Annotated in this window: 18 protein-coding genes; 8 read left to right on the top strand and 10 right to left on the bottom strand. The window is 72.4% G+C overall.

What is annotated here, in order from left to right; all coding sequences use genetic code 11:
* Nucleotides 1–410: 410 nt before the first annotated feature.
* Together IE242_RS14935 and ptsP are read left to right on the top strand one after the other, a co-directional pair.
* A complete protein-coding gene (locus IE242_RS14935) occupies nt 411–860 on the top strand; it encodes a PTS sugar transporter subunit IIA (RefSeq protein WP_189859241.1) in 450 nt (149 codons plus the stop codon).
* Nucleotides 861–937: 77 nt separating this feature from the next.
* A complete protein-coding gene (gene ptsP, locus IE242_RS14930; RefSeq protein WP_189859290.1) occupies nt 938–2608 on the top strand; it encodes a phosphoenolpyruvate--protein phosphotransferase in 1671 nt (556 codons plus the stop codon).
* A gap of 98 nt (nt 2609–2706) precedes the next feature.
* Here ptsP and IE242_RS14925 read toward each other — a convergent pair whose 3' ends face one another.
* Together IE242_RS14925 and IE242_RS14920 are read right to left on the bottom strand one after the other, a co-directional pair.
* Nucleotides 2707–3603 carry a DUF8829 domain-containing protein gene (locus tag IE242_RS14925; protein WP_189859239.1) on the bottom strand — a complete coding sequence of 299 codons (897 nt, stop codon included), beginning with the start codon at nt 3601–3603 and terminating at the stop codon, nt 2707–2709.
* Nucleotides 3604–3692: 89 nt separating this feature from the next.
* Nucleotides 3693–5669, bottom strand: coding sequence for an acetoacetate--CoA ligase (locus IE242_RS14920; RefSeq protein ID WP_189859237.1), 1977 nt, complete (start codon nt 5667–5669; stop codon nt 3693–3695).
* Nucleotides 5670–5882: 213 nt separating this feature from the next.
* Between IE242_RS14920 and IE242_RS14915 the strand changes: the two genes are divergently transcribed.
* Entirely contained in the window at nt 5883–8249 is a 2367-nt protein-coding gene (locus IE242_RS14915; protein ID WP_189859235.1) for a glycoside hydrolase family 31 protein, read from the top strand.
* Between the two features lies 1 nt (nt 8250).
* Here the strand turns inward: IE242_RS14915 and IE242_RS14910 are convergent, their stop codons facing one another.
* Nucleotides 8251–8787 carry an NUDIX domain-containing protein gene (locus IE242_RS14910; RefSeq protein ID WP_189859233.1) on the bottom strand — a complete coding sequence of 179 codons (537 nt, stop codon included), beginning with the start codon at nt 8785–8787 and terminating at the stop codon, nt 8251–8253.
* A gap of 54 nt (nt 8788–8841) precedes the next feature.
* On the bottom strand, nt 8842–9675 hold the full coding sequence (locus IE242_RS14905) for a M15 family metallopeptidase (RefSeq protein ID WP_189859232.1): 834 nt from the start codon (nt 9673–9675) through the stop codon (nt 8842–8844).
* A 168-nt stretch (nt 9676–9843) separates the two neighbouring features.
* Here IE242_RS14905 and IE242_RS14900 point away from each other — a divergent pair, with 168 nt between their 5' ends.
* The 3 genes from IE242_RS14900 to glpK all read left to right on the top strand — a co-directional run bounded on the left by IE242_RS14900 (nt 9844) and on the right by glpK (nt 13766).
* Nucleotides 9844–10941: a class I SAM-dependent methyltransferase gene (locus IE242_RS14900; protein WP_189859230.1), complete on the top strand. Its 1098-nt coding sequence runs from the start codon at nt 9844–9846 to the stop codon at nt 10939–10941.
* A gap of 479 nt (nt 10942–11420) precedes the next feature.
* Nucleotides 11421–12170: an MIP/aquaporin family protein gene (locus IE242_RS14895; RefSeq protein ID WP_189859228.1), complete on the top strand. Its 750-nt coding sequence runs from the start codon at nt 11421–11423 to the stop codon at nt 12168–12170.
* 75 nt (nt 12171–12245) lie between these two features.
* Entirely contained in the window at nt 12246–13766 is a 1521-nt protein-coding gene (gene glpK / locus IE242_RS14890) for a glycerol kinase GlpK (RefSeq protein ID WP_189859226.1), read from the top strand.
* 64 nt (nt 13767–13830) lie between these two features.
* Here the strand turns inward: glpK and IE242_RS14885 are convergent, their stop codons facing one another.
* From IE242_RS14885 to IE242_RS14870, 4 genes are read right to left on the bottom strand one after another with little or no spacing between them, the layout of a single operon-like run.
* Complete coding sequence (locus tag IE242_RS14885; RefSeq protein WP_189859224.1) at nt 13831–14436, bottom strand: GTP-binding protein; 606 nt, start codon at nt 14434–14436, stop codon at nt 13831–13833.
* A gap of 60 nt (nt 14437–14496) precedes the next feature.
* Nucleotides 14497–14892, bottom strand: a complete 396-nt coding sequence (locus tag IE242_RS14880) for a DUF742 domain-containing protein (RefSeq protein WP_189859223.1) — start codon at nt 14890–14892, stop codon at nt 14497–14499.
* 18 nt (nt 14893–14910) lie between these two features.
* On the bottom strand, nt 14911–15342 hold the full coding sequence (locus tag IE242_RS14875) for a roadblock/LC7 domain-containing protein (protein ID WP_189859221.1): 432 nt from the start codon (nt 15340–15342) through the stop codon (nt 14911–14913).
* On the bottom strand, nt 15339–18059 hold the full coding sequence (locus tag IE242_RS14870) for a sensor histidine kinase (protein ID WP_189859219.1): 2721 nt from the start codon (nt 18057–18059) through the stop codon (nt 15339–15341). Before IE242_RS14870 ends, IE242_RS14875 begins: the two co-directional genes overlap by 4 nt.
* 452 nt (nt 18060–18511) lie before the next feature.
* Here IE242_RS14870 and IE242_RS14865 point away from each other — a divergent pair, with 452 nt between their 5' ends.
* Both IE242_RS14865 and solA read left to right on the top strand, forming a co-directional pair.
* Nucleotides 18512–18967: a hypothetical protein gene (locus tag IE242_RS14865; protein ID WP_229858945.1), complete on the top strand. Its 456-nt coding sequence runs from the start codon at nt 18512–18514 to the stop codon at nt 18965–18967.
* 175 nt (nt 18968–19142) lie between these two features.
* Nucleotides 19143–20297, top strand: coding sequence for an N-methyl-L-tryptophan oxidase (gene solA / locus IE242_RS14860; protein WP_189859215.1), 1155 nt, complete (start codon nt 19143–19145; stop codon nt 20295–20297).
* 55 nt (nt 20298–20352) lie between these two features.
* On the opposite strand, the gene IE242_RS14855 is transcribed toward solA, so the two are convergent.
* Both IE242_RS14855 and IE242_RS14850 read right to left on the bottom strand, forming a co-directional pair.
* On the bottom strand, nt 20353–25062 hold the full coding sequence (locus tag IE242_RS14855; protein WP_189859213.1) for a coiled-coil domain-containing protein: 4710 nt from the start codon (nt 25060–25062) through the stop codon (nt 20353–20355).
* A 59-nt stretch (nt 25063–25121) separates the two neighbouring features.
* Nucleotides 25122–26000: a hypothetical protein gene (locus IE242_RS14850; RefSeq protein WP_189859212.1), complete on the bottom strand. Its 879-nt coding sequence runs from the start codon at nt 25998–26000 to the stop codon at nt 25122–25124.
* Nucleotide 26001: the final 1 nt, after the last annotated feature.

The raw sequence follows: 26001 nt of genomic DNA, 5'->3' as shown, positions 1-26001 counted from the left end.
GCACGCTGTTGAGTTCTCAAGGAACGGACGCTTCCTTTGTACTCCCCCGAGAGACTCTCTCGGGCTTTCCTCGGGGCGCTTCCCTTCGGTCTTGCGTTTCCGACTCTATCAGTGTTTTTCCGTCTCTCTGACCACCCTTCTGCGAGCACGCAGAAGCCGACCCCGAGAGAGGATCTGACAAGTTGGATGCTGCCGGGTGGTGACGCTTTGACGCGTCGCCTTCTCCCTTGCAGGTCTCCGACTGTACAGGGGCATCCGAAGCAGAGGCAAATCGTTTGGGCGCCGCCCTACAGCCGTCAACCGGTACGTCTCATGCGGAACCCCCAGTTCATATGACATACGCTGCTCAACAGTGCGCCGTCCGGGACAGGCAGTGACGGCCCATATGAATCTCCTCTGGGAGGCTTCCCATGACCACCGTGACGTCCCCCCTTGCTGGGCGGGCCATCGGACTCGCCGCGGTACCAGACCCCGTCTTCTCGGGAGCGATGGTAGGCCCCGGCACAGCGATCGACCCCGTGAGGGAGGCCTCCGAGGCCCTCTCCCCCGTCGACGGCGTCATCGTCTCGCTCCACCCGCACGCCTTCGTCGTCGTCGACAGTGACGGCCACGGCGTGCTCACTCATCTCGGCATCGACACCGTGCAGCTCAATGGCGAGGGCTTCGAGCTGCTGGTCAACAAGGGCGACACCGTGGCACGCGGCCAAGCCGTCGTGCGCTGGAACCCCGCCGCCGTCGAGGCCGCGGGCAAGTCCCCGATCTGCCCCGTCGTGGCGCTGGAGGCCACGGCCGACTCCCTCACCGGTCTGCGTGAGGACGGCGATGTGCAGGTCGGCGACGAGCTCTTCGGCTGGCAGTGACCTCGGCGCCGTTCGATACGGCGGGCTGGATGACCACCGCGGCGGTGGGATCCGCCGCACTATCGGAGACGGGTGAGATGGAGACAACGCTGCGAGGCGTCGGCGTGAGCCACGGTGTGGCGATCGGCCAGGTACGGCACATGGGTACGGCGGTACTGGAGCCGCCGGCCAAGCAGATCGCCACGGACGAGGCGGAGCGCGAGCAGGGTCGCGCCCGCAAGGCCGTGGAGGCTGTGGCCGCCGACCTGATGGCGCGCGGCAACCTGGCCGGAGGCGAGGCTCAGGCCGTGCTCGAGGCCCAGGCCATGATGGCCCAGGACCCCGAGCTGATGGCCGATGTGGATCGGCGCATCGTCGTCGGCAGTACGGCGGAGCGTGCGGTGTACGACGCGTTCGCCGCGTACCGGGCCCTGCTCGCGGGAGCCGGTGAGTACCTGGCCGGCCGGGTCGCTGACCTGGACGACGTGCGGAACCGTATCGTCGCCCGGCTGCTCGGGGTGCCCATGCCGGGCGTGCCCGACAGCGACGAGCCGTATGTGCTCATCGCCCGTGACCTGGCGCCGGCCGACACCGCGCTGCTCGATCCCACGCTGGTCCTCGGTTTCGTCACCGAGGAGGGTGGGCCCACCAGCCACAGCGCGATCCTGGCGCGGGCGCTGGGGGTGCCGGCCGTGGTCGCGCTGCCGGGCGCCGGTGAGCTGGCCGAGGGCACGACGATCGCTGTGGACGGCAGCACGGGCGAGATCTTCGTGGAGCCGAGCACGGAGAAGAAGGCCGAGCTGGAGGCCGCCGCGGCGGAGCGCAAGGCAGCGCTGGCCGCGTCGTCCGGCCCGGGTGCCACCTCGGACGGGCACAAGGTCCCGCTGCTGGCCAACGTCGGCGGTCCTGCGGACGTGCCGGCCGCCGTGGAGGCCGGGGCAGAGGGAGTGGGGCTGTTCCGCACCGAGTTCCTGTTCCTCGACGACAGCAAGAAGGCTCCTTCCGAGCAGAAGCAGATCGAGGCGTACCGGCAGGTCCTGGAGGCGTTCCCCGAGGGACGTGTCGTCGTACGGGTGCTGGACGCGGGGGCTGACAAGCCGCTGGACTTCCTGACGCCGGCCGACGAGCCGAACCCGGCGCTGGGTGTGCGTGGTCTGCGGACGCTCCTCGACCACCCGGAGGTTCTGCGGACGCAGCTGACGGCGCTCGCGAAGGCCGCGGAGGGGCTGCCCGTCTACCTCGAGGTGATGGCTCCCATGGTCGCGGACCGGATCGATGCCAGGGCCTTCGCGGAGGCGTGCCGGGAGGCCGGGCTGCAGGCGAAGTTCGGCGCGATGGTGGAGATTCCGTCGGCGGCTCTGCGGGCGCGGTCGATTCTGCAGGAGGTCGAGTTCCTTTCGTTGGGGACCAATGACCTGGCGCAGTACACGTTCGCGGCGGACCGGCAGGTGGGCGCGGTGTCGCGGCTGCAGGACCCGTGGCAGCCCGCGCTGCTCGACCTGGTGGCGCTGTCCGCGGAGGCGGCGAAGGCCGAGGGCAAGAGCTGCGGGGTCTGCGGTGAGGCCGCGTCGGATCCGCTGCTGGCGTGTGTGCTGACCGGTCTGGGTGTCACCTCCCTGTCGATGGGTGCGGCGTCGATTCCGTATGTACGGGCGTCGCTGGCGAAGTACACGCTGGCCCAGTGCGAGCGTGCCGCGGCCGCCGCGCGGGCGGCGGACACCGCGGAGGAGGCGCGCAGCGCGGCTCAGGCGGTGCTGTCCGGCGAGTAGTCGGCGGCCCGGGTAGCCGTCGGTAGGTCGGCTCTCAGGGGCGCTCCACCTGAAAGGGTGGGGCGCCCCTTCACTTGTTCTGTGCGGGCTTGTTCCGTTCAGTGGGTGTGCCCGCCCTTCATCGGTCCGTCACCGCCGAGGCCGGGTGGTGCGCAGTAGTCGACGCCCGACTCCGGGGAGACGAGATCTCCCGAGTCGGCGTCCGTGCAGTAGGCGTCGAAGACCTCGCCGGCGGTGAGGGGTTCCAGCCCGTCTGCGCGCAGGCGCCAGCCGTAGACACGGTCGGTCGTGCCGGGGCTGCTGGTCCGCATGACTAGACCGCCGGGGCTCTGGGTGGCCAGGCCCACCGCCAGGACCGTGGTGAGTTCCAGGGCTTCGGTCTCGTCCATGCGCAGCTCGCCGTCGGGGCTCTCGTCGGTCCGCAGGATCACGGTGAGCGGCTCGCGGGCGGCCGAGACACTGCACACGAGGTGCCGCTCGCCCGGTCCGGCGGTGCCAAGGATGCGGGTGAGCAGTTCCGAGGCCTGGGCGAGGGCGGCGCGTCCGATGTCCTCGCCACAGGACGCGCAGGCGCCGATGCCTGCCAGGAGCATGGCCGCGTACTGCCAGGTGGCCTGCCGGACCGCCTCGTCGACCAGTTCCGGGAGGAGTTCGTCGAGAGGCTGGCTCTCGTACGGAACGCTGGGGCCCGTCGCGGCCAGTTCGGCGGTGAAGCGGGTGCGGCTGGCCGGGGTGTCGGGGTCCAGGCCGGTCTCGGCGCAGAACTCCGCGTACTCCTCGGGATCGAAGAGGGCGACCGTGGTGTGGCTGCCCTGCGAGGCCAGGGTCCTGAGCAGTGCTTCGACCTGTCGGAGGTAGGTCGTATGGTCATCGAACGTGAAGGTGCGATAGCGCCGCATCGCCGTGAAGTCGTGCTCGTCGGCCAGCAGGCCGATGGTGCCGGCGATCTCGCGGCGCAGGGCGCGTCGCATGGTCGGGTGCTGGGTGTGCGGCATGGTTCCCCCTGTGCGCGGCAGTCGATCAATGCTCACTCACAGTAACCGGCGCCACTGACAATGCCTGGCGGGCAGGGGGAAATGCCAGGTCAACGGCGTTTGTTCGCCAAGTCCTCGTAGAAGTGGAGCAGGTCGAGGTTGTCGATGGAGCCCGGGTTGACGGCCTTTTCCAGTGGGCTGCCCTGGAGGAGGCGTTTGACCGGTACCTCGATGCGTTTGCCGGTGAGGGTGTGCGGGATGCCGGGGACCTCGATGATCTCGTCGGGGACGTGGCGTGGGGAAAGCTGTTCACGGATGGTTCGTTTGATGCGGTTCAGCAGGGCCTCGTCGAGGGCGGCTTCCGGGGCTAGGTGGACGAACAAGGGCATCCAGTAACCGCCGTCGGGCTGTTCGACTCCGATGACGAGGGACTCCTTGATCTCAGGGAGGCGTTCGACGACTTCGTAGATGTCCGCGGAACCCATGCGGACGCCCTGCCGGTTGAGTGTGGAGTCGGAGCGGCCGTGGATGACGACGGAGCCGCGGGAGGTGACGGTGATCCAGTCGCCGTGGCGCCAGACTCCCGGGTAGGTGTCGAAGTAGCTGTCGTGGTAGCGGCTGCCGTCGGGGTCGTTCCAGAAGTGGATCGGCATGGACGGCATGGGGTTGGTGACGACGAGTTCGCCGACCTCGTCGATGACGGGTTCGCCGCTCGGGTCCCAGGACTGCAGGTCGGTGCCGAGGCTGGGGGCCTGAAGTTCGCCGATGTGCACGGGGAGGGTGGGGACGGCTCCCGCGAAGCAGGAGCACACGTCGGTGCCGCCGCTGACGGAGGCGATCCACAGGTCCGCCCCGCTCTCCGCGAACTCGTCGTGCAGCCAGCGGAAGCCGTCGGGCGGCAGCGGGGAGCCCGTGGTGCCGACGCACCGTACGCGGGACAGGTCGTAGTCGCGCGCGGGATGGACGCCCGCCTTCCGGCAGGCCATGACGTACGCGGCGGAGGTGCCGTAGAGGGTGGCGCCGGTGCGTTCGGCGACGCGCCACTGGGCGCCCGTGTCGGGGTGGCCGGGGCTGCCGTCGTACAGGACGATCGTGGTGCCCGTGAGCAGGCCGGAGACGAGGAAGTTCCACATCATCCAGCCGGTGGACGTGTACCAGAAGAAGCGGTCGTCGGGGCCCAGGTCGCAGTGCAGGCCGAGTTGTTTGAGGTGCTCGACGAGGATGCCGCCCTGGGACTGGACGATGGCCTTGGGCAGGCCGGTCGTGCCGGAGGAGTACAGGACCCACAGGGGGTGGTCGAAGGGAACCTGTTCGAAGACGGGGTCCGGGTCGGCCGAGGTCAGGGAGGACCAATCGAGGGCGCCCTCGGGGGTCTCCGTGCCGAGCAGCGGGACGTGGACGACGGCGCGGAGGGTGGGCAGTTCGCGGCGGAGTTCGGCGACGGCGTCCCGGCGGTCGTGCTCCTTGCCGCCGTAGCGGTAGCCGTCGACGGTGAACAGGACGACGGGTTCTACCTGCTGGAAGCGGTCGAGGACGCTGCGGGCGCCGAAGTCGGGGGCGCAGGACGTCCAGACGCCGCCCACGGCTGCCGTGGCGAGGAGGGCGACGACGGCCTGGGGGATGTTCGGGAGGTAGCCGCTGACGCGGTCCCCGGGGCGTACTCCGAGGGCGCGCAGTTCGGCGGCGAGGGAGCCGACCTGGCGGCGCAGTTCGGACCAGGTCACCGGACGCGGTTCATGGGTCTCGTCGACGTACAGGAGGGCCGCTTCGTCGGCGCGGGTGTCGGCCGCGCGGAGGGCGTGTTCGGCGTAATTGAGGGTCCCCCCGGTGAACCACTGGGCGCCCGGCATGGAGCGGTCGCCGATAACGCGCGCGTAGGGGGTGGAGAACCGTACGTCGAACCACTCCGTGACGGCTTTCCAGAAGGTGTCCAGGTGGTCGACGGACCAGCGGTGCAGGGCCGCGTAGCCGCCCTCGGCCGGTGCGCCGTGGTACTCGGCGGCCCAGGCTTGGAACCGGGTGATCCGCGCGCGGGCGATGCCCTCCGGATCGGGCTGCCAGAGCGGTGAGGGGTGCGCTGAGGTCATGGGGCGGCTCCCGGGCTGTACGCGGTGTGTGCGTCTGGGCGCGCACGGGCTGGGGTGTGCGCGTGACGCGGCTGACAGGACGATGCCACGTGATCGATTCCCACACCAGGGGTCGCCGCACATGGTCGGCGTCGTGAAGATGTGGTCCGACCATGGGTGAACGGCAGTTGAACGACTCACGCCTGTGGGCGGGACAGTGGCAAGGTGACCCGCATGGAAGCTCGTGACCTGGTGCGTTCGGTGAAAGCGGTCGGTTCGGCGGGGGCAGCACAGGGACTGCGTGCCGTGCGGGCGGCATGGCGCAGAAGGCGTACGGACGCCGCCGGGTTGCCGGGACGGGGTGCGGAGCGTGCCCGGGTGCCCGGGGCGGTGCGGGAGGTGGAGCCGGGTCCCGGAGGCGGGATCGTCCGGTTCGCGCGGTCCGAGCTGAGGGTCACCGTGTGTGCGAACGGCGCTGTCTTCTGGGGCTGGGACGGAGCCGATCAGCAGCCGTCGTACGCCGTCGCGGGCCGGTGTCCGGAACCGGATCCGCGCGTCGTCCTGGAGCCCGACACGGACGGCGCCTGGCGGGTGGTCGCCGAGCGTGTGACGGTCGTCGTGTCGCGGCACGGTGCCGTCGAGGTCCAGACGCCGGGCGGGGTGACCCTGCGCCGGGACCTGCCGCCCCGCTGGTGGGAGCCTGCGGACGGGGGCGCGGCGCGCTGGATGCAGCGCGCCGAAGTGGGCGCGGACGCGCGGTTCTTCGGGCTGGGCGGGCGTGCGTCGGGTCCGAGGCTGCGGGCCGGGACGTACCGGCTGTGGAACACCGATCCCGGGCATGCGCCCGGGCCCGGTGACGACCCGCTGTACATCACCATGCCGGTGCAGATAGTGGTGGCCGACGCGGGGACGCATCTGGTGTTCCACGACACCTCGTGGGACGGCACGGTGACGCTGCGGGAGGGCGAGGAGGGCGCCGGCTCCGGGCACGACCGGGCGGGGACGGCCGAGGTGCGGATGGACGGCGGTCCCCTGCGCTGCTGGGTGGTGGTGGGTACTCCCGCGCGCGTGCTGCACACCTGGGCCGCGCTCACCGGTGCCCCGGCGCTGCCGCCGGCGTGGGCGCTGGGCCACCATCACGCACGGTCGGGAACCGGCGGCGAGCAGGAGGTGCGGCGGGTCGTCGCGGGCCACCAGGAGCACGGCCTGCCGCTCGACGCGCTCCACCTCGGCGTCGGCCACCAGGACGCCCGCCGGGTGTTCACGGTCGACGGGGAGCGCTTCCCGAAGCTGCCGGTGCTCGCAGAGGAACTGCGCCGGGGCGGGATCCGGCTGGTGTCGGTCGTCGATCCGGCGGTACGGGCGGAGCCGGGGAACCCCGTGTACGACAGCGGGGCGGCCGAGGACGCCTTTGTGCGGGACCCGGCGGGGCGGGTCGTGAAGGGCCTGGTGCGGGCCGGGGAGTCGGTGTACCCGGACTTCACGCGCGCGCGGGTGCGCGATGGGTGGGGCGAGCTGTACGCGGAGCGGCTGGCCCAGGGGTTCGCCGGGTTCTGGCACGACATGAACGAACCCACGTCGTTCACGGCCTTCGGGGAGAACACGCTGCCCCGGTCGGCGCGGCACGATCTGGAGGGCCTGGGCGGTGACCACCGGGAGGCTCACAACGTGTACGCACTGTGCATGGCGCGGGCCGGCCACGAGGGCCTGCGCGCACTCGCGCCCGGCGAGCAACCGTTTCTGCTCTCACGCTCCGGCTGGGCCGGTATGCAGCGCTACGGAGGCGCCTGGTCCCCGAACATGGCGACGGACTGGCCGGGGCTGCGGGCGTCGCTGTCCCTGGTGCTGGGGCTCGGTCTGTGCGGAGTGCCGTACTCGGGCCCCGACGCGGGCGGTCCGGACGGGAGTCCCTCGCCGGAGCTGTATCTGCGCTCGTTGCAGCTCGGTGCTTATCTGCCGCTGTTCCGGACGCACGCGGGTTCAGGTGCAGGAGGCGGGGAGCTCTGGGACTGCGGCGACGAAGTGCTGGCCCACGCGCGCGAGGCACTCCTCGGGCGGCGGCGTCTGCTGCCGTACTTCGTGACGCTGGCGCACCTGGCGCGCCGTACGGGGGCGCCCTACGTGCGACCGCTGTGGTGGAGCGCCCCGGAGGACCGGGCGCTGCGCGACTGCGAGGACGCCTTTCTGCTCGGTGACTGCCTGCTGGTGGCGCCCGTGCTGGGGCCGGGGGCGGACCGGCGTGCGGTACAGCTGCCGAGGGGGCGGTGGTACGACACGGTGACCGAGGAGGCGTACGAGGGGCCCGGGCAGGTGCTGGTCGGGGCGCCGCTGTCCCGTATCCCGGTGCTCGCGCGCGCGGGTGCCGTCCTGCCGGTCAGGGGTGCCGATGGCGGCCTGGAGCTGGAGGTGTGGGCGCCCGCGCGCGGACGGACGGGGGGCGGGGTCGTGGTGTCCGGCACGGGCGGCGGCCGGGGCGAGCCGGAGATCGAGCGTTATGTGTCCCGGTGGCGGGATCGCACGGTCGTGGTGGAGCGGCACGGCGACGACGGGCCGGGCGAGCTCCCGTGTCCCGTACGGGTGCGCGGGCTCGCCCGGCGATGACTCAGACGTACCGGCCCTCGAAGAAGGCCTGTACGGCCAGGGTGTGCAGGGGGAAGGCGAGTTCGGTCGGCCTGCGCAGCAGGTGCCAGCCCTCCGTCTCGTCGGTCGCGACGGACGGGGGGAGGTCCGCGGCGGACCGTTCCGGGAGGAGACCGAAGACCAGCAGATGGCCGTCGGGCGAGCTCATGGCGTCGGCGAGCCGGACGTCGCGCTCGGCGGCGTCGATGCCCGTCTCCTCCTTGAGCTCACGGACGACGGCGTTCCGCCAGTCCTCACGGTGGTCGATGAAACCTCCGGGCAGGGCCGTGCCCCCGCGCGCGGGTTCGATGGTGCGGGTGATGACGACCAGTGCGGTGCCTATGGCGTCGTACACGGGCTGAAGGGCCACCGCGACCGGCAGCGGGTTGCGGTAGGCCACCGTGTGGCAGGCCGCGCAGGTGCGGGGCCAGCCGGAGACGTCCTCTCCGTAGGGCTCTCCGCAGCTCGAACAGTGGCTGTCCGGGGCGGAGTTGTCGTGGGGAAGTTCGGTTGCGGACACGCGGCGGACTGTAGCCGATCACGTCGAGGACGTTCTCCGGGACGACTCAGTGGGTCAGTGGCTCGATGAGTCAGCGGCTCTGGGAGCGGACGCGAGAGACCTCCTGGACACCGGGAAGTCGAAGTAGGTGTCCGGGTGGGGTTCCGGCTTGTAGGTGAAGTGCCACCACTCCTCGGGGAGATTCACGAACCCCACGGCCTCCAGGGTCCCCTTCAGGAGCTGCCGGTTGGCGCGCTGCACGTCGCTGATGCGCGGGTCGTCGGTGTGCGACAGCGTGTCGAAGCAGTCGTACCCCGTGCCCATGTCCACGGAGTTGTCCGGGAAGCGCTCGTCGCGCGGTGCGTGACAGGGCACAAGGGGCTCTCCCGGGACGTACGGACGGGTCGGCCGGGCGGGGAGTCGTACCACGGTGAGGTCGACCGTCGAGCCGCGGCTGTGGCCGGACTTCTCGGCGATGTAGCCGTCGGCGAACAGGCGGGTCTTGTCGACCCCGGGGTAGAACTCGGTCTTCATCCGCTGGTCGTCCAGGTCCTCGGCCCAGCGGACGAAGTGGTCCACCGCGCGCTGCGGGCGGTAGCAGTCGTACACCTTGAGCGTGTAGCCGCGCTTCAGGAGCTTCGTCTGTGCCTTGTGGAGGGCTTCGGCGGCGGGCCGGGTGAGGATGCACAGCGGCTGCCGGTAGCCGTCGACGCGGTCGCCGACGAAGTTGTGCGCGGTGAAGTAGCGGATGTCGTGGAGGATCGTCGGGTCCACGCTTCTCAGGGCGACGAAGTCCTCGGGTGCTCTGGGTCCGGGGGTCGCCCCGGCCGGTGCGGCCGTCGTGGTGAGGGCGAGCAGTGAGGTGGCGGCGATGATCAGTGTGCGCAGCCGGGACACGAGTCTTGTCATGTCTCCTCATCTACCCACGGAGAAGTGGGTCGGCGGCAGAGCGCTCGGAGGGCGTACGCCCGGGGGTGACCGGGACCGTCCGCTCGCCCCTCGCGAGCCGTACCGCCCTGTGGGACGGTGGCAGGACCGGACCGTCGGGCGGGTCCTCGTCTACGGGAGGTCTCGATCATGGGCATCTCAGCGGAGCGCACTCCGGACGCCGGGGCGTTGGCGGAGGAGATCTTCAACGGGCTGCGCACGGCGCTGGAGGTGTTCGCCGTCGACGTCGGGGTCCGCCGTGGGCTGTACCGGGCACTGGCCGCGCACGGCCCCCTGACGCCCCGTGAGCTGTCGAAGACGGCCGCTGTGCATGACCGGTACGCGCGCGAGTGGCTGGAACAGCAGGCGGTGGCCGGGATCCTGACGGTCTCGGGGCCGGACACGGAAGGCGGTCACGCGCGGCGCTACGAGCTGCCCGCGGAGCACCGGCGGGTGCTGGTCGACCAGGAGGACCCGCTGTACCTGGCGACGGGCCCGCAGTTCATCGTGTCCATCGCCGGGGCCCTGCCCGAGCTGCTGGAGGCCTTCGGTACGGGCGCGGGAGTGCCGTACGAGCGCTACGGACGGGGCACCCGCGAGGGCATCGCGGGGCTGAACCGGCCCCTGTACCGCCCGGAGACGGTGCGTTCCTGGGTGACCGCCCTGCCGGACGTGCACCGGCGGCTCGCCGACGCGCCCCATGGCCGGGTCCTGGATCTGGGCTGCGGTCTCGGCTGGTCGACGATCGCCCTGGCCCGTGCCTTTCCCGCCGCGCGGCTCACCGGGATCGACCTGGACGCCGCCTCCGTGGAGGAGGCCCGGCGCAACGCCCGGGAGGCCGGCCTCGGCGGGCGGGTGTCGTTCGCCCGGGCCGATGCCGCCGGAGTCCGTCCGGACGATCCGGTGGACCTCGTCACGGTCTTCGAGGCCCTGCACGACATGGCGGACCCGGTCGGGGCGCTCGCGGCGGTGCGCGGGCTGCTGGCTCCCTCGGGAGCCGTACTCGTCGCGGACGAGAAGGTCAGCGAGGAGTTCACCGCCCCGGGGTCCGAACTGGACCGCCTCAACTATGCGTTCAGCGTGCTGCACTGCCTGCCCGCCACCCGCGCGGAGGGTGCCCGGGTGGAGGCGGGCACCGTACTGCGGCCGGACATGGTGCGCGCGTACGCGCGCGAGGCCGGGTACGGCGCGGTCGAGGTGCTGGACATCGAGCACGACCTGTGGCGCTTCTACCGGATCACTCCCTGACCCGGTTCCGGCCGCTCCTCGCCGTGAGCCGCTGTCACCACCCGCCCGTGAGCCGCCCTCCCTGGGCCGCCCTTGCGCTGATCGGGCGCCCCGGAGGACAGGTGGGTTGTCCGACATTCGCCCCCTCGAACCGGCGCTCCCTCCCCCGCAGGTCACACGCGGCCCTCGCCCTCGTGCCGCCCCCAGGCGTCGCCGTCCGGCGACCTTGACGCTCCCTGACCGCGGGTTGACACTTCCGGTGTCAGTCGGCATCGCCGCATTCACACGGCTTCGTACCCGCACGGCACCGCTCGGGTGTCCCGCCCGCGCAGTCTGCGCAGAGGGCCGTTCCCACGGGCGATCCGGCTGCGACGGCACGCTCGTCACGGGCGCCGGGCGGGGCGCGGAACCTGCCCGCCTCCGGCTGAACCGGAGCGGCCACGGGAAGCGCGCACGAAGGACCCGGAAGGCACCACCCCGGCCAGGGCCTAGGAGCCGCCATGAGCAACGGAGACATCTTCGTCGGTGAGGTCATCGGTACGGCGATCCTGATCCTCTTCGGCGCGGGTGTGTGCGCCGCCGTCACCCTCAGGTACTCGAAGGCGAGGGCCGCCGGCTGGATCGTCATCGCGTTCGGCTGGGGCCTCGGTGTGCTGGCGGGCGCGTACACCGCCGCTCCCCTGTCGGGCGGCCAGCTCAACCCGGCCGTCACCCTCGGGATCGCCGTCGACACCGGGGTGTGGGGCAAGGTCTGGGTCTATCTGCTGGGCCAGATGGTCGGCGCCATGCTGGGCGCGGTCCTCGCCTACCTCGTGTACTTCGCCCAGTTCCGGGCCAATGTCCGTGATGTCGGCACCACGGAGGGGACGGCGGACGAACCGGTGCCGACCATCGGCATCTTCTCGACCGTCCCGGAGATCCGGAACCCGGCCGCCAACCTCATGACCGAGATCATCGCGACGACGGCCCTCGTGCTGCCGATCCTCGCCTTCGGGCTCACCACGGGCCTCGGCAAGTCCGGCACCCTGGTACTGATCGTGTCCCTGCTGGTCGTCGGCATCGGCCTCTCCCTGGGCGGACCCACCGGCTACGCGATCAACCCGGCGCGCGACCTCGGCCCGCGCATCGTGCACACGTTCCTGCCGATCCCGCACAAGGGCACCTCCGACTGGGGATACGCCTGGGTCCCGGTCGTCGGCCCGCTGATCGGAGGGGCGCTCGCGGGCCTCATCTACAACGCGGCCTTCTGACCGCCTTCCGACCGCCTTCCGTCTTGCCCACCGACCGCCCTCCGGCTTCTGCCGCATCCGACGTAAGGGGACGTCATGCCGGACACCGCCCAGAAGTACGTCGCCGCCATCGACCAGGGCACGACCTCGAGCCGCTGCATCATCTTCGACCAGGACGGCGGGATCGTCGCCGTCGACCAGCGCGAGCACCGGCAGATCTTCCCCAAGCCGGGCTGGGTGGAGCACGACGCCACCGAGATCTGGTCCAAGGTGCAGGCCGTGGTCGCGGGGGCGCTCGCCAAGGCGGGCCTGCGCGCCGACCGGCTCAGCGCCCTCGGCATCACCAACCAGCGGGAGACGACGGTCCTGTGGGACCGCGCGACGGGCAAGCCCGTGCACAACGCGATCGTCTGGCAGGACACCCGTACCTCCGCGCTCTGCAACGAGCTGGGCGGCGCCGACGGGCAGGACCGTTTCCGCGCGCGGACCGGTCTGCCGCTGGCGAGTTACTTCTCCGGGCCGAAGGCGGCCTGGCTGCTGGACAACGTGCCGGGCCTGAGGGCTCGCGCCGAGCGCGGCGAGATCGCCTTCGGCACGATCGACTCCTGGCTGATCTGGAACCTCACCGGCGGGACCGCCGGCGGCCGGCACGTCACCGACGTCACCAACGCCGGGCGCACCATGCTGATGAACCTGGAGAGCCTCCAGTGGGACTCCTCGATCCTCTCCGCGATGAACGTGCCCGAGGCCGTCCTCCCGGAGATCAGGTCGTCGGCCGAGGTGTACGGCACCGCCGTCGGCCAGCTCGCGGGGGTGCCGGTCGCCTCCGCGCTCGGCGACCAGCAGGCGGCGGTGTTCGGGCAGGCCTGCTACGACGTGGGCACGGCGAAGAACACCTACGGAACCGGCAGTTTCCTGCTGCTCAACACGGGCAACCGGCCCGTGCCGTCGAAGAGCGGGCTGCTCACCACCATGGGCTACAAGATCGGCGACCAGGCTCCCGTGTACTGCCTGGAGGGGTCGATCGCGATCACGGGCGCCCTGGTGCAGTGGTTCCGCGACCAGCTCGGCATCATCCGCACGGCCGGCGAGATCGAGTCGCTGGCGGCGAGCGTCGACGACAACGGCGGCGCGTACATCGTGCCCGCGTTCTCCGGCCTGTTCGCCCCGTACTGGCGGTCCGACGCGCGCGGCGTCGTCACCGGGCTCACCCGGTACGTCACAAAGGCGCACCTCGCGCGCGCGGTGCTGGAGGCCACGAGCTGGCAGACGCGCGAGGTCGTGGACGCCATGGTGCAGGACTCCGGGGTGCGGATCACGACCCTCAAGGTCGACGGCGGCATGACCGGGAACAACCTGCTGATGCAGCACCAGGCCGACGTCCTCGACGTGCCGGTGATCCGTCCCAGGATCGCGGAGACGACCTGTCTGGGCGCCGCGTACGCGGCCGGACTCGCCACCGGCGTGTGGAACGACCTCGACGAGCTGAAGTCGCACTGGCAGAAGGACGCCGAGTGGACGCCGTCCATGGACCCGTCCGTCCGTGACCGCGAGTACCACAACTGGCACAAGGCGGTGGAGAGGAGCTTCGGCTGGCACGAGGACGGAACCGGCTGAGGACGTCCGCACGCGCGCGCGTGCCTGTATCGCGGTCGACGGGTACGGGCCGCGCTCGCGTGCGTCAGGTGGTGACGCTGCGGTCGCGGTCGGCCGCGTACGTCATGGCGTGCCGTACGACGGTGACCAGGACCTCCTTGACGGACTCCCGCTCGCGCGCGTCACACAGGACGACCGGCACGTCCGGGTCGAGGTCGAGGGCCTGACGGACGTCCTCGGCGGGGTGACGGGCCGCGCCCTCGAAGCAGTTGACGGCGACCACGAACGGTATGGAGCGCCGCTCGAAGTAGTCGACGGCGGCGAAGCAGTCCTCCAGGCGGCGGGTGTCGACCAGCACGACCGCCCCGAGAGCACCGCTCGCGAGCTCGTCCCACAGGAACCAGAAGCGGTGCTGCCCGGGGGTGCCGAAGAGGTACAGCACCAGGTCCTCGCGGAGCGTGATGCGCCCGAAGTCCATCGCGACGGTGGTGGTGTGCTTGCTCTCCACGCCGCGGGTGTCGTCGACCGGGCGTCCCGCCTCGGTGAGCACCTCCTCGGTGCGCAGCGGTCTGATCTCGCTGACCGCGCCGACGCAGGTCGTCTTGCCCACGCCGAAACCGCCGGCCACCAGGATCTTGAGCGTGACGGGCTCGACCGGGGGCTTGCCGCGTTCTGAACGCCCGAGGATCATCGGTTTCTTCCTCTGTTCTTTGTCGGTGATCGCACGCCCGATGGGCGGTGAGGCAGGGCGTCAGAGCGCCCGGAGGCCGTTGATCACGTCGCGCAGAATGCTTTCGTCCACCAGCTCCGCGGGCGGCACGGGACGGGTCACATGCACCAGTTCCCCGTCCACGAGGTCGCCCACGAGGACACGTACCACTCCGATGGGCAGGTCGAGTTCCGCGGCGAGTTCGGCGACCGACTGCGGGCTGTCACGGCAGAGTTCGACGATGTGCAGGTGCTCCGGGGACAGCGAGCCGTCCGCCTCCGTGTCGTCTGCGTGTGGTTCCGTCACGACCAGCGCGATGAGGTCGAGGCGGTGCTGGACCGCATGGCTGGTGCGGCCCCGCGTCATGGCGTACGGACGGACCACCGGTCCGGCATCGTCATCGAACCAGTGGTCGTTCCCCTGAACGTCTCCGCTCATGTCATCCCACTACCCGCCTCAGGGCACATCGGTGCGCGGAGCGGCGCCCAGATGCACCCCGACGCGCTTGACCAGGAGTGTCATCTCGTAGGCGACCTGCCCGACGTCGGAGTCGGCGTCCGACAGAACGGCCAGGCAACTGCCGTCGCCGGCGGCGGTGACGAACAGGAAGGCGCCGTCGAGTTCGACGACCGTCTGCCGGACGCTGCCCGCGTCGAAGTGCCGGCCGACGCCCTTGGCGAGGCTGTGGAAGCCGGAGGAGACGGCGGCCAGGTGCTCACTGTCCTCACGGGTCAGATCCTTGGAGACGCCCGTGGGCAGTCCGTCGCTGGACAGCACGAGCGCCTTGCGGATGCTGGCGACGCGGTCCACGAGATCGTCGAGGAGCCAGTTCAGCTCCTTGGACCCCGTGCCGGCGGCGGTGGACCCTGGGACCTTCGGTGCGGTCATCGACCGTCCCCCTTGTTCGTTCCTTGTGCTGCGCCGTCCTGGGCCTGATCGCCCACGGCGTTCTCCTGGCGGCCGCGTTGCCAGCCCCGCTGGAGCGAGGCCATCCGGCTGCGTACCTCTTCGGCGTCGCGGTCCGCGAGGGCCGCCTCTTCCCTGCGGGCCCCGCCGGGCTCCGGGTGCCGTGCGGGGCCGCCCCTCAACTGCGGGGCCAGACTGGCCTGCCGGACGCGGCGGGGCAGCGCGCCGTCCTCCGATTCTGCCTCGCCGCCCCGAGCGCCCGCGCGCGGGGTGTCTTTCCCGGTGCCCGCGCGCGGGATGTCCTTTCCGGAGTCCGCGCGCGGGATGTCCTTCCCGGAGCCCTCGCTGCCGAGTGGGTCCGTACGACGGCGCCTGGTCAGTACGGACGGTCCCTCCCCGTCGCGGGCGGCGGACTCGGGGTGTCCGGCGGACCGGACGCGGGAGGGGGCGGAGCGGCCGGGGCGCGCCGGCGGCTGATCCGGCTCCTCGGTTCCGGACATCGCCGGCCCGCTGTGCTGCGGCAGTTCCTCGTCCTCCTGCGGCGCCCCTCCCGTCACCGGGCGGCCGTGCGAGCTGACGAGCTTGGGCTTCCGGCGCCGGGGCAGCGGCACCGGCCCACCGGTGTCTGCGAGGGTGTCACGGTCGTCGGGCGCCTCCAGCTCGACCGGGCCGTCCAGCGGCGGGGCCGGCAGGCCGGGGAACCGCACCGGTACCTCGGCGAGGGCCGCCCGGCGCTCCGCCTCGATCTCGGCCTCCCTGGTGGGGTGGGCACGGTCGAGACGGAACCCGATGCCGTTGGTGTCGGGCACGTCGTCGCTGAGCAGCGCGTCCGGGATGAAGACCACGGCCGTGGTGCCGCCGTACGGCGAGGGCTGCAGGGAGACGCGGACGTTCTGCCGCTGGGCGAGCCGGCTGACCACGAACAGACCGAGCCGGTCGGTGTCGGACAGTTCGAACTCGGGAGTCTCGGCGAGCCGCAGGTTGGCGTCGAGGAGCGCCTCGGCCGACATACCGAGGCCGCGGTCGTTGATCTCCAGGGCGAAGCCGTTGGCGACGCGCTCGCCCAGCACCTGGACCGCCGTGTGCGGCGGGGAGAACACCGTGGCGTTCTCCAGGAGTTCGGCCACGAGGTGGGTGAGGTCGGCGACCGCCGGGCCGGTGACGGCGACGCGGGGCAGCCGGCGCACCTCGATGCGCTCGTAGTCCTCGACCTCGGCGACGGCGGCCCGTACGACGTCCATGAGCTGGACGGGCTTGCGCCACTGCCGGGAGGGCGCGGCGCCGGAGAGGATGACGAGGCCCTCGGCGTGGCGGCGCATGCGCGTGGTCAGGTGGTCGAGGCGGAAGAGATCGGCGAGCTCCTCGGTGTCCTCGGTGCGACGCTCCATCGTGTCGAGCAGGGTGAGCTGCTTGTGGAGCAGCACCTGGCTGCGGCGGGCCAGGTTGACGAAGACCTCGGAGATGCCGTCGCGCAGTTCGGACTGCTTGACGGCGGCTTCGACGGCGGCGTGCTGGAGGGTGTTGACGGCCTGGCCGACCGCGCCGATCTCGGTCTTCTCGTACTCCAGGAGCGGGGCCTCGGTCTCCACGTCGACCTTCTCGCCCGCCGACAGCCGGCGCATCACGCTGGGCAGCCGGACCTCGGCCGCCTCGTGGGCCTCCTGACGCAGCCGGCGCAGATCGCGTATGTGGGCGCGTCCGACGCGCACGGACAGGAAGAGCGAGATCAGGACGGCGGCGAGGCCGAGGAGGCCCGGGACGGCGGCCTTGACGATGACGGCGACGACGAGGGGACGCACGCGCTCCTGGAACCGGTCGCCCGACTGGACGCCCAGGTCGGCGAGTTCGTCGAGCACCTGTCCGGCCGCGGCGTCCCAGCTCTTCGCGGTGACGCCGGTGGGTGTGCCGGGACCGGAGTCGATGACGGCCCGTTCGGCGATGCGCAGGGGGGTGGTACCCGCGTTCGTCCAGTAGCGCTCGAAGCGTTCGCGCTCCGCCGCGGGCAGCAGCGGCAGGTTCACCTCGTACGTCAGGCGGCGCTGGGCCACCAGGTCGGTGACCTTGCGGACCTCGTCACGGGTGAGCCGGCCGGAGACCAGGGCGGAGCTGAGGAGGGCGTCCTCCCGGGCGAGCAACTCCCGCGCGCGGGCGACGTTGACGAGGGCGCGGCCCTGCTTGTCCAGCTCCACGTTGTCCAGCGTCTGGAGGTTGACCAGCAGCAAGTAAGCGGGGTCCACGAGGGAGTTGTAGAGGTCGTAGGCCTGGGAGACGTCGACCGTGCCCTCCTGGACGCTGCTGCGCAGGGACGGCAGGCCGTCGAGGGCGTCCAGGACGGCGGTGAGGCGCGCGGAGGTGCCCTCGCCCATCTTGTCCCGCAGCCCGCCGTCCGCACCGCTCTCGCGTATCTCGGTCACGGCCCTGTCGGTGGCGGCCCGGCTGCGCCTCAGCGCGGTGAGCGCATCGGAGGCGCGGGGGTCGGCGAGGTGGACGAGGGTCTGGCGGCGCTCCTCCTGGAGCACCTGGACGGTGTCCTCCGCCGGATACCCGATCTTCTCGACCACGTCCGACACTTCGAAGAGCCGGTCGACGTCACGAACCGTGAGAAACGTGGTGAAGCCCCAGATCGCGGTCAGGGAGAGCAGAGGCACGAGCAGCAGCGCCACGATCTTCCTGCGGATGGACTTCCCGCGAAAGGGCATGGCCTCCCCCAGCTCGGCCCCCACGCAACGGGGGACACATGTGCGTCAACAAACGGCGTGAGCCTACTACCGTCACACAGGTAACTCGAAGAGCTGTCCGAGTGCACGCCTCTCGACCAGGGAACCGGACATGGGGAGTTGTCCGTTCATTGGGGGAGATCGCCTCCTGCCCTCCGGCATGACGGCGACCGCGTCCCGGCTGCGAAGTCCGACGACTGGCCGGAATTCTCCGCGTGTCGGGAATCTTCGGCGGACGTCCAACGTCCTTCTGTACAGAGATCGGGGGCGGAATCGGCTGCAGGCGCCGCATGCCGCGCTCAGGCGGCGTAATACTGCGCAAGCCGGGCAGCCGGAGGGGTGCCGGGAGCTGGTGGTCCCGGAGCGAGTCGGCTGCCGGCAGTGGGGAGTGACGGTTGATGGACACGGCGGAGCGGAACGGGGCGCCCGGCGGCATGGTGGACCACCTCGCGGCAGACGGGCGGTACGAGTCGGGTGTGGCGGGCCGGCAGCCGTACTACCGGCCGTTGTGGGTGGAGGAGCCCGCGAAGAGACGGCGCATGCCGGATCCCGTACGGACCGCGGCCGTGCGTGCGGTACTGATCATTTCTGTGACCCTGATCCAGGCGATGACAGCCTTCCTGTGCACGTTGGCCGGTTCCTGGCTCGCCTTCCCCATGGTTCTCAGCAGCGTGGCCAGCACGGTGGTGGCGACGTGGAGCGTGCTGGACGTATGGGTCACCCGGCAGGTCTGGAACCAGCGGAACGGCGTGGTGTCCGCGCCGAGCAGCACGGCTCGCGCGTTGCGCCGGGAGCGCCGCCAGGCCCGGCGGAAGGCACGGGCCGCAGAGCGCTCCCGGCAACGAATACGCCGACAGCGGGGCAGGGCCGGGCAGTTGTCGCACCCGTGATCGGCTTCGCTTCGCTCCGGTCGGCTCCGCTTCAGCCGAGTGCTGTCCGGCCCGGGGGTGAGCCGGGGATGAGCCGGGGATGAGCCGGGTATGACCCGTGTCCGCCGGTGAGACGCCTGCTGAGAGGCTGTCCGACAGACCCGGACGAGCAGCGACAGCGCAAGGAGCAGCCCTCATGTCTCCCACCTATGACGTGATCGTGGTCGGTCTCGGCGGCATGGGCAGTGCCGCCGCCCACCATCTGTCGGCACGTGGTGCGCGCGTGCTCGGCCTGGAGAAGTTCGGTCCCGTCCACCAGCAGGGCTCCAGTCACGGCGGCTCGCGGATCACCCGGCAGTCCTACTTCGAGGACCCGGCGTACGTCCCGCTGCTGCTGCGCGCCTACGAGCTGTACGAGGAGGTGGAGCGCGCCACCGGCCGGGAGATCGCCACCCTGTGCGGCGGCGTGATGGTCGGGCGGCCGGACTCCCGTGCCGTAGCCGGATCGCTGCGTTCCGCCGAGCAGTGGGGCCTCGCCCACGAACTGCTGGACGCGGGGGAGCTCCGCCGCCGCTTCCCGACCCTGAACCCCCGCGACGACGAGGTCGCCCTCTTCGAGGAGAAGGCCGGTCTGGTCCGCCCGGAGAGCATGGTCGCCGCCCATCTCGAACTGGCGGACCGGCAGGGCGCCGACCTGCGCTTCAACGAGCCGATGCTGCGCTGGGAGCCGTACCGCGACGGGGTGCGTGTCCGTACCGCCGAGAACACCTATACCGCCGGCCAGCTGGTCGTCTGCCCGGGGGCGTGGGCGCCGCGGCTGCTCACCGACCTCGGTGTGCCGTTCACGGTCGAACGGCAGGTCATGCACTGGTTCCAGCCGGTGAACGGGGTGGGCTCCTTCCTCCCCGAGAACCACCCGATCTACATCTGGGAGGACACCGAGGGCGTCCAGGTCTACGGCTTCCCCGCCATCGACGGCCCGGACCAGGGCGCCAAGGTCGCCTTCTTCCGCAAGGGAGGGATCACCACCCCGGAAACCATCGACCGGACGGTCCACGACCACGAGGTGGCGGAAATGGCGGAGCGCATGTCGCGCTGCATCCCGGATCTGCCCGGCACCTTCCTCAAGGCCGCCACCTGCATGTACACCAGCACCCCCGACGAGCACTTCGTCATCTCCCGCCACCCCGCGCATCCGGAGTCGGTGACCGTGGCGTGCGGGTTCTCCGGGCACGGCTTCAAGTTCGTGCCCGTGGTCGGTGAGATCGTCGCCGATCTCACCCTGACCGGCACCACCGCTCACCCGGTCGGTCTGTTCGACCCCCGCCGCTTCGCCGCCACGCCCGCTTGAGGAGTGCCCCGGCCCCTCAGGGGGCGACCGGGCCGGTGCCGGCCGCCCCTCGGGGTCAGGAGGCAGCCGGTGCCGGCCGCTTGTACATCCGAGTCGCCGTGATCTCGCTGTGCACCGCCTCCCCCGCCTGGGGCGGCTGCGGCAGGCCCGGGCGGAGGTGCTCCTCCACGCTGATGTACTTCAGACCGGCCCGCAGGTCGGCGTCGTTGCGCAGCCGGATGACCAGCGGGAACTCGGCGAGTGCGGTCGTGTCGAACAGACCGGTGGTGTAGAGCAGCTGCACCCCGAGGGCGTCCGACACGGCCCGCTGGAGCTCCAGCAGATACGTGGCGTTGGCGCGCCCGATGGGGTTGTCGAGGAACAGCGTGCCCGCGTGCCGGTGCTTGTCGCGACCCCGGTCGTTGGAGCGCAGCGCCGCCATCGTGCAGTACAGCGCGATCGCCGCGGTCAGCAGCTGTCCGCCGGAGAACACGTCGCCCATCTGCCCGACGGGCACCCGCTCGGCGCGCAGCACGGCGTCGGGCTTGAGGATCTCCACGGCGACGCCCTTGGGCTGGAGGGCCGCGGCGACCCCGCGCAGCAGCAGGGACATGCCGTCGCGCCGCAGATCGGAGTTCTTCCTCACGGCCGCGCGGGTGGCCTCGTCGATGACCTCGCCGAGCCGTTCGACCAAGGTGGCCTGGTCGGGTTCCTCGAAGCGGATGCGCAGGAACTCCTGCCCGGACCACTCCCCCAGCCCCTCCGGCAGCCGCGACAGCCGCTGGGCGGACCGCAGCGTGGCGAGGGCCGACTCCACGAGCCCGCGCAGCCGATCCACGATCGAGTCCCGGTTGCGCTCCAGCTGCTCCAGCTCGTCGGTGAGGACCCGCAGCCGGGGCGCGAAGGCGTCCGCCCACTTCTGCGCGTGCTCGGGCAGCGCGGACGCGGGCAGCTCGCGGATCTGCTGCCGGGCCGGGGTGCGGACCTGCTCGTAGCGGGTGGAGTTGGCGTGCCGGACGAGGATGTCGCTCGCCTCGCGTACGGCGGCCTCGGCGGCGGACAGGTCGGCGGCGCAGCCGCGCAGCGAGCGGCGGGTGTCGGCGGCGGCCTTGCGGGCCTCCTCCAGGCTGCCGGGGTACGGCTCGGGCGCTTCCTGCTCCTCGGCCGGGGCGTGCTCGCGCAGCAGGTCGCGGAGCAGGGCGGCCGTCTCGTCGAAGCCGCCGGCCGCGTCCTCGGCGGCACGGTGGGCCTCCAGCAGGTTCGCGTGGGTCTCGCGGGCCTGGTTCAGCGCCTCGGTGCGGGAGGCGAGTTCGGCGGTGGCGTTGCGCAGGAGGGCCTGGGCGTGCTCGGCGCCGACCGGGAACAGGTCCGCGGGCAGCTCGGTGTGCGCCTCCTCGCCGTCCTCGGGGGCGAGCCGCTCGGCCTCGCCGCGCAGCCTCCCGAGCTGCTCGCTCGCGGTGGACATACGGGTCTCCAGGAGCTGCACGAGCTCCTCCGCGCGCGCGGCGGCGGCCTGCCGGGAGGGCCCGTCGGAGCCGTCGGGTGACTGGAGGAGCTGCTCGGCGCGGTTGCGGACCTTGTTGCTGAGCCGGTCGAGCTCGGCGCGGGCAGCGGACTCGTCGCTCTCGGCGCGGGCCTGTTCGGCGCGCAGGTCGGCGCCGACGCCGACCTTCTCGTACACCTGGGAGGCGGCCCGGTAGGCCTCGCGAAGGGCGGGCAGGGACGCCTGCGGCGGCTGCGCCGGGGAGTCGTTCTCCGGTACGTCGTCGGGGGCGCCCGCGATCTCGGAGCGCTCGCCGCGCAGGGCGCGGGCCGTGCGGCGGGCGTCGTCGGCGGCGCGCTGGGCGGCGCGGCGGTCCTCGTCGGCGGCGCGGGCCCGTTCCAGGCAGGTCTGGGCGCGGGCCTCCGACTCGGCGGCCTCGTCCGCGAGCTCGCGCAGCCTGACCTGCCAGGTGGCGCGTTCCCGCAGCCGGGAGGCGAGTCCGGCGAGGGCGTCGGCGGCACGCCGGGCCCGCTGTGCGGCCTCCTGGCGTTCGTCGCGCACTTGGGCGGCCTCGGCGGCGGCCTCCTCGGCCTCGGCGCGCACGGTGCGCGCCTCCGCGAGTTCGGCCTCGGTCTCCTCGGCGAACGCACGTGCCTCGTGGGCGGCGGCGGCGAGTTCGGTGAGGCGTCCCGCCGGGCAGCCGGTGCGCCAGGAGGTGAGCCGTGCCGCGAGCTCCCGGTCCTTGCCGAGGCGCGCGGCGAGCGTACGGATCTCCTCGTCGCGCTCGGTCGCCCGCGCGCGCAGCGCCTGCCGCTCCTCGTCGGCGGCGTGCTCGTCGTGCATGGCCGGGTTCGGCGGGACGAGGAAGACGCCGGTGTCGCTCCCGTCCAGGGCGGGGGTGGGCGCGAGCAGCGCGGCGGCGGTGCCCACGGCCACCGTGGAGCGGGGCAGCAGCGCGGCGCCGGAGAGCGCCTCACGGGCCCGGACGTGGCTGTCCGGGTCGGTGATGATCACGCCGTCGACCAGCTCGGGCCGGGCGGCGAGCACGCGCGCGTGGTCGGCCGGGTCGACCGCCTGGGCGAGGTAGCGCCAGCCGGGGAGGGCCGGGATGCCGTGCTCGCCGAGGAACTCCACGGTGGCGAGCACGTCCGGACCCGGCGGGAGCAGTCCGCCGTCGCCGAGGGCGCCGAGGATCCGGGCGTCGTCGGCGGCTGCGGTGCGCAGCTCGAAGAGGTGCCGTTCGGCGGCGGCGACGTTCTCGTCCAGCAGCTCGCGCAGTTCGTCGGCGCAGCGGTCCAGTTCCTCGGGGGTGAGGGGGCCGTCGGCGAGGTCGCGGACGGCCGCGCCGCGAGCGGACGTCCCGGCCGCGCCGTCCTGCGCCCCGCTCGCGCCGTCGGTGCCGCCCTCGCGCTCACCGTCGGCGTCGCCGCGCCGCGGCGCCGGCACCCCGCCTGAGGCGCCCGGCAGGCTCAGCAGCTCCGCGAGCCGCTCCTCCGCGGCCAGCGCCTCGGCCGTACGGCGCTCCGCCTCGTACGCGCGCTCGGCCGCCGTGGCCGCGTCCGCCGCGCGGGCCGCGGTCAGCTCGGCGCGCGACTCGGCGGAGGCGGCTTCCCGGGCGTGCTCGGAGGCGCGGCGGGACGCCTCGCGCGCGGTGTCCCAGGCGGCGACGGCCGTCTTCTCCGCGTCACTGGCGGCGAGCGCGGCCCGCGCCGGGTCGGCGTCCGGCGCGCTGTCGTCGAGCCAGCCCGCCCGTACGGCCTCGGCGGTCTCCTGCTCGGCCTCGGCGAGCCGCTGCCGCAGGTGCCCGGCCTCGCTGCGGGCACGCTGGGCCTCGGTGGCGGCGGTCGTGGAGTCCCGGTACGCGGTCTCGCCGGCCTCCTGGAGCGCGGCGGACCGCTCGTCCCCCTCGTTGGCGAGGGACTCGGCGCTCTCGGCGGCGCTCTGCAGGGCGCGTACGAGGTCGACGGCGGCCTTGGCGCGGGCGGCGAGCGCGGGGGCGGCGTCCCGCTCGGCCTCCTGGATCGCGGCGGCCACGCGCGCGACGCGGTCGGCGGCGGCGCGGTGGCGCAGTACGGCCTCGGCGGCCTGCCAGGCGGAGTGCAGGGTGCGTGCGTCGGCGAGCTCGCGCTTCTGCGCGGCGGCGGACTTCTCGGCGGCGGCGAGCGCCAGGGAGGCGTGCCGGTAGGCGAGTTCGGCCGCGATGAGCGCGCTGCGCTCGCGGACGCTCTCGGCCTCCGTGACGGCGTGCGCGGCGGCGGTGACGCGCTGCGCGAGGTCGGCGCCCCGCTCCCGCTCCTGTCCGGCCCGGGCGGACAGCCTGCGGGCCAGCGTGCGGGTGCGGCGCTCGGCGGCGGCGTGGATGTCCCGGGCCCGCTGCCGTGCCTCGGCGGCGTCGACGATCCGGCCGAGCAGGTCCACGGAACCGGCCGTGAAGTCCCGCTCGGCGATCAGCTCGGCGCGCCGTCCCAGCTTGTTGCCGAAGCCGCCGACCAGGTCGGCGAGTCCGTCGGTGTCACGGGTGTCGGTGACGGCGCGCAGCAGCAGATCGGTGAAGTCGGAGTCCTTCTTGACCGCGAACAGGCCGGCGGCCTCGCCCTCGTCGGCGTTCATCTCCCGCTGGTAGCGGAAGAGTTCGGGGTCGAGGCCGAGGTCGGTGAGGTGCTCGTTCCAGCGGTCGTGGATCTCCTCCCAGTGCACCTCCAGGTGCGGGTAGGTCTTGCCCGCCTCCATGAGCGCGTCCCGGAAGCCCTTCATCGTGCGGCGCCGTCCACGCGCCCCGGAGACGCCCTCGACGGGCGGCCGTACGGCGGTGGACTCGGCGACCGGGAGGTTGTCCAGGCTGAGTCCGGGGCCGGGCCGGAAGGAGTACCAGGCCTCGGCGAACTTCCGCGGGTCGTTGGAGACCTGCCGCCCGCGCCACTCGCTGACCTTGCCGACCACGACGCACTCGCCGGTCAGCGTGTGCTGCCACTCCAGGGCCACGTGCCCGCAGTCGTCCGCGAGCAGGAACTTGCGCAGCACGCCGGAGCTGGCGCCGCCGAGGGTGTTGCGGTGGCCGGGCAGCATCACCGAGAAGATCAGCTTCAGCAGGACGGACTTGCCGCCGCCGTTCTCCAGGAAGAGCACGCCCGCGGGGGCCGGGCGGCGCGGCGGGCCGACGGGCTCCTCCTCGAAGAACTCCGCCTGCTGCGGCGCGGGGTCGGGCACGGGCTCGCCCACACCCCGCAGGTCCAGCACGGTGTCGGCGTAGCGCGCACCGGCCGGCCCGATGGAGTAGAGGCGGACCCGGGACAGCTCGTACATGGCGGCGGACTTTCGCGGTCGTGAGGGTGGTTCGGAGGCGGATCAGGCCGGGAGCCTGGTCAGGAGTGGAACGGCAGCCCGGCGTCGGCCACCAGCTCCAGGTCGTCGGTGTCCTCGGCGGGCAGCAGCGTGGCGGTGCCGTCGGTCACCGGGACGACGCCCAGCTCCAGCAGTTCGGCCAGGGCGGCGCTGCCCGCCATGTCGCGCACCTGGAGCTGGTAGCGGGCGGTCGTGCGGTAGGTGCCGCCGTTGTCGTCGCCGGTGCGCTGCAGGAACCCGGAGTCGGTGAGGAACGCGACGGCCTTGCCGACGATGCCGGTGGTCGAACCGGCCAGTCTGCGCGCGTCCTTGGTGGCCCCGGTGGCGCTGCGTCTGGCCCAGATGCGCCAGGCCGCCTCCAGTCCGGGGGCGTCGGTCGCCGGGTCGGTGTTCTCGCCCTGTTCCTCGGCCCGCTCCTCCAGCCGACGGCAGGCCTGCCGTACGAAGGAGTCGACGCCGTTGACGGACACGCGCCCGATGTACCCGTCGTCCGCGAGGTCCTCGGGGCGGGGGAACGCCAGGGCGGCGACGGCGAGATGGGCCAGTCCGTGCAGGAACCGGTCGCCCGCGTCGGACGACGTACGACGCGCGTAGTCGCTCATGCGTACGGCGAACACGGAGTCCTCGGCGGCCGTCACGGCCATCCCCGCGCGCGGGGACACCTCCAGGACCACCAGCCCCAGCCCGGTGGCCACGGCGTCGGCGAGCCGCGCGAACGGCGGGTCCTCCCGGTAGCGCCGCAGCAGCTCCCCGTACTCCTGGTCGCGGGCGGGCTGCAGCTTGGGCTGGAGGCCGAAGGCGACGAGCCGCGCCGCGTCGGCGGCGTCGGCGGGGGTGACGGCGGCGGACGCCGGAGCGGCGACGGCCTCCGGCTCACTCCACTCGACGTGCTCGGTCACG

Source organism: Streptomyces poonensis (assembly GCF_014650915.1).
Classification (GTDB): Bacteria; Actinomycetota; Actinomycetes; order Streptomycetales; family Streptomycetaceae; genus Streptomyces; species Streptomyces poonensis.
This window is presented reverse-complemented; position numbering and strand designations above follow the sequence as displayed.

Bases quoted from the DNA above. Each gene is read 5' to 3' on its own strand.
- IE242_RS14920 (WP_189859237.1), bottom strand. From the start codon at position 5,669: ATGACCTCAGCGCACCCCTCACCGCTCTGGCAGCCCGATCCGGAGGGC.
- ptsP (WP_189859290.1), top strand. From the start codon at position 938: ATGGAGACAACGCTGCGAGGCGTCGGCGTGAGCCACGGTGTGGCGATC.
- IE242_RS14865 (WP_229858945.1), top strand. From the start codon at position 18,512: ATGGTGGACCACCTCGCGGCAGACGGGCGGTACGAGTCGGGTGTGGCG.
- IE242_RS14870 (WP_189859219.1), bottom strand. From the start codon at position 18,059: ATGCCCTTTCGCGGGAAGTCCATCCGCAGGAAGATCGTGGCGCTGCTG.
- IE242_RS14875 (WP_189859221.1), bottom strand. From the start codon at position 15,342: ATGACCGCACCGAAGGTCCCAGGGTCCACCGCCGCCGGCACGGGGTCC.
- IE242_RS14905 (WP_189859232.1), bottom strand. From the start codon at position 9,675: ATGACAAGACTCGTGTCCCGGCTGCGCACACTGATCATCGCCGCCACC.
- IE242_RS14900 (WP_189859230.1), top strand. From the start codon at position 9,844: ATGGGCATCTCAGCGGAGCGCACTCCGGACGCCGGGGCGTTGGCGGAG.
- solA (WP_189859215.1), top strand. From the start codon at position 19,143: ATGTCTCCCACCTATGACGTGATCGTGGTCGGTCTCGGCGGCATGGGC.
- IE242_RS14935 (WP_189859241.1), top strand. From the start codon at position 411: ATGACCACCGTGACGTCCCCCCTTGCTGGGCGGGCCATCGGACTCGCC.
- IE242_RS14880 (WP_189859223.1), bottom strand. From the start codon at position 14,892: ATGAGCGGAGACGTTCAGGGGAACGACCACTGGTTCGATGACGATGCC.
- IE242_RS14925 (WP_189859239.1), bottom strand. From the start codon at position 3,603: ATGCCGCACACCCAGCACCCGACCATGCGACGCGCCCTGCGCCGCGAG.
- IE242_RS14855 (WP_189859213.1), bottom strand. From the start codon at position 25,062: ATGTACGAGCTGTCCCGGGTCCGCCTCTACTCCATCGGGCCGGCCGGT.
- glpK (WP_189859226.1), top strand. From the start codon at position 12,246: ATGCCGGACACCGCCCAGAAGTACGTCGCCGCCATCGACCAGGGCACG.
- IE242_RS14895 (WP_189859228.1), top strand. From the start codon at position 11,421: ATGAGCAACGGAGACATCTTCGTCGGTGAGGTCATCGGTACGGCGATC.
- IE242_RS14885 (WP_189859224.1), bottom strand. From the start codon at position 14,436: ATGATCCTCGGGCGTTCAGAACGCGGCAAGCCCCCGGTCGAGCCCGTC.
- IE242_RS14915 (WP_189859235.1), top strand. From the start codon at position 5,883: ATGGAAGCTCGTGACCTGGTGCGTTCGGTGAAAGCGGTCGGTTCGGCG.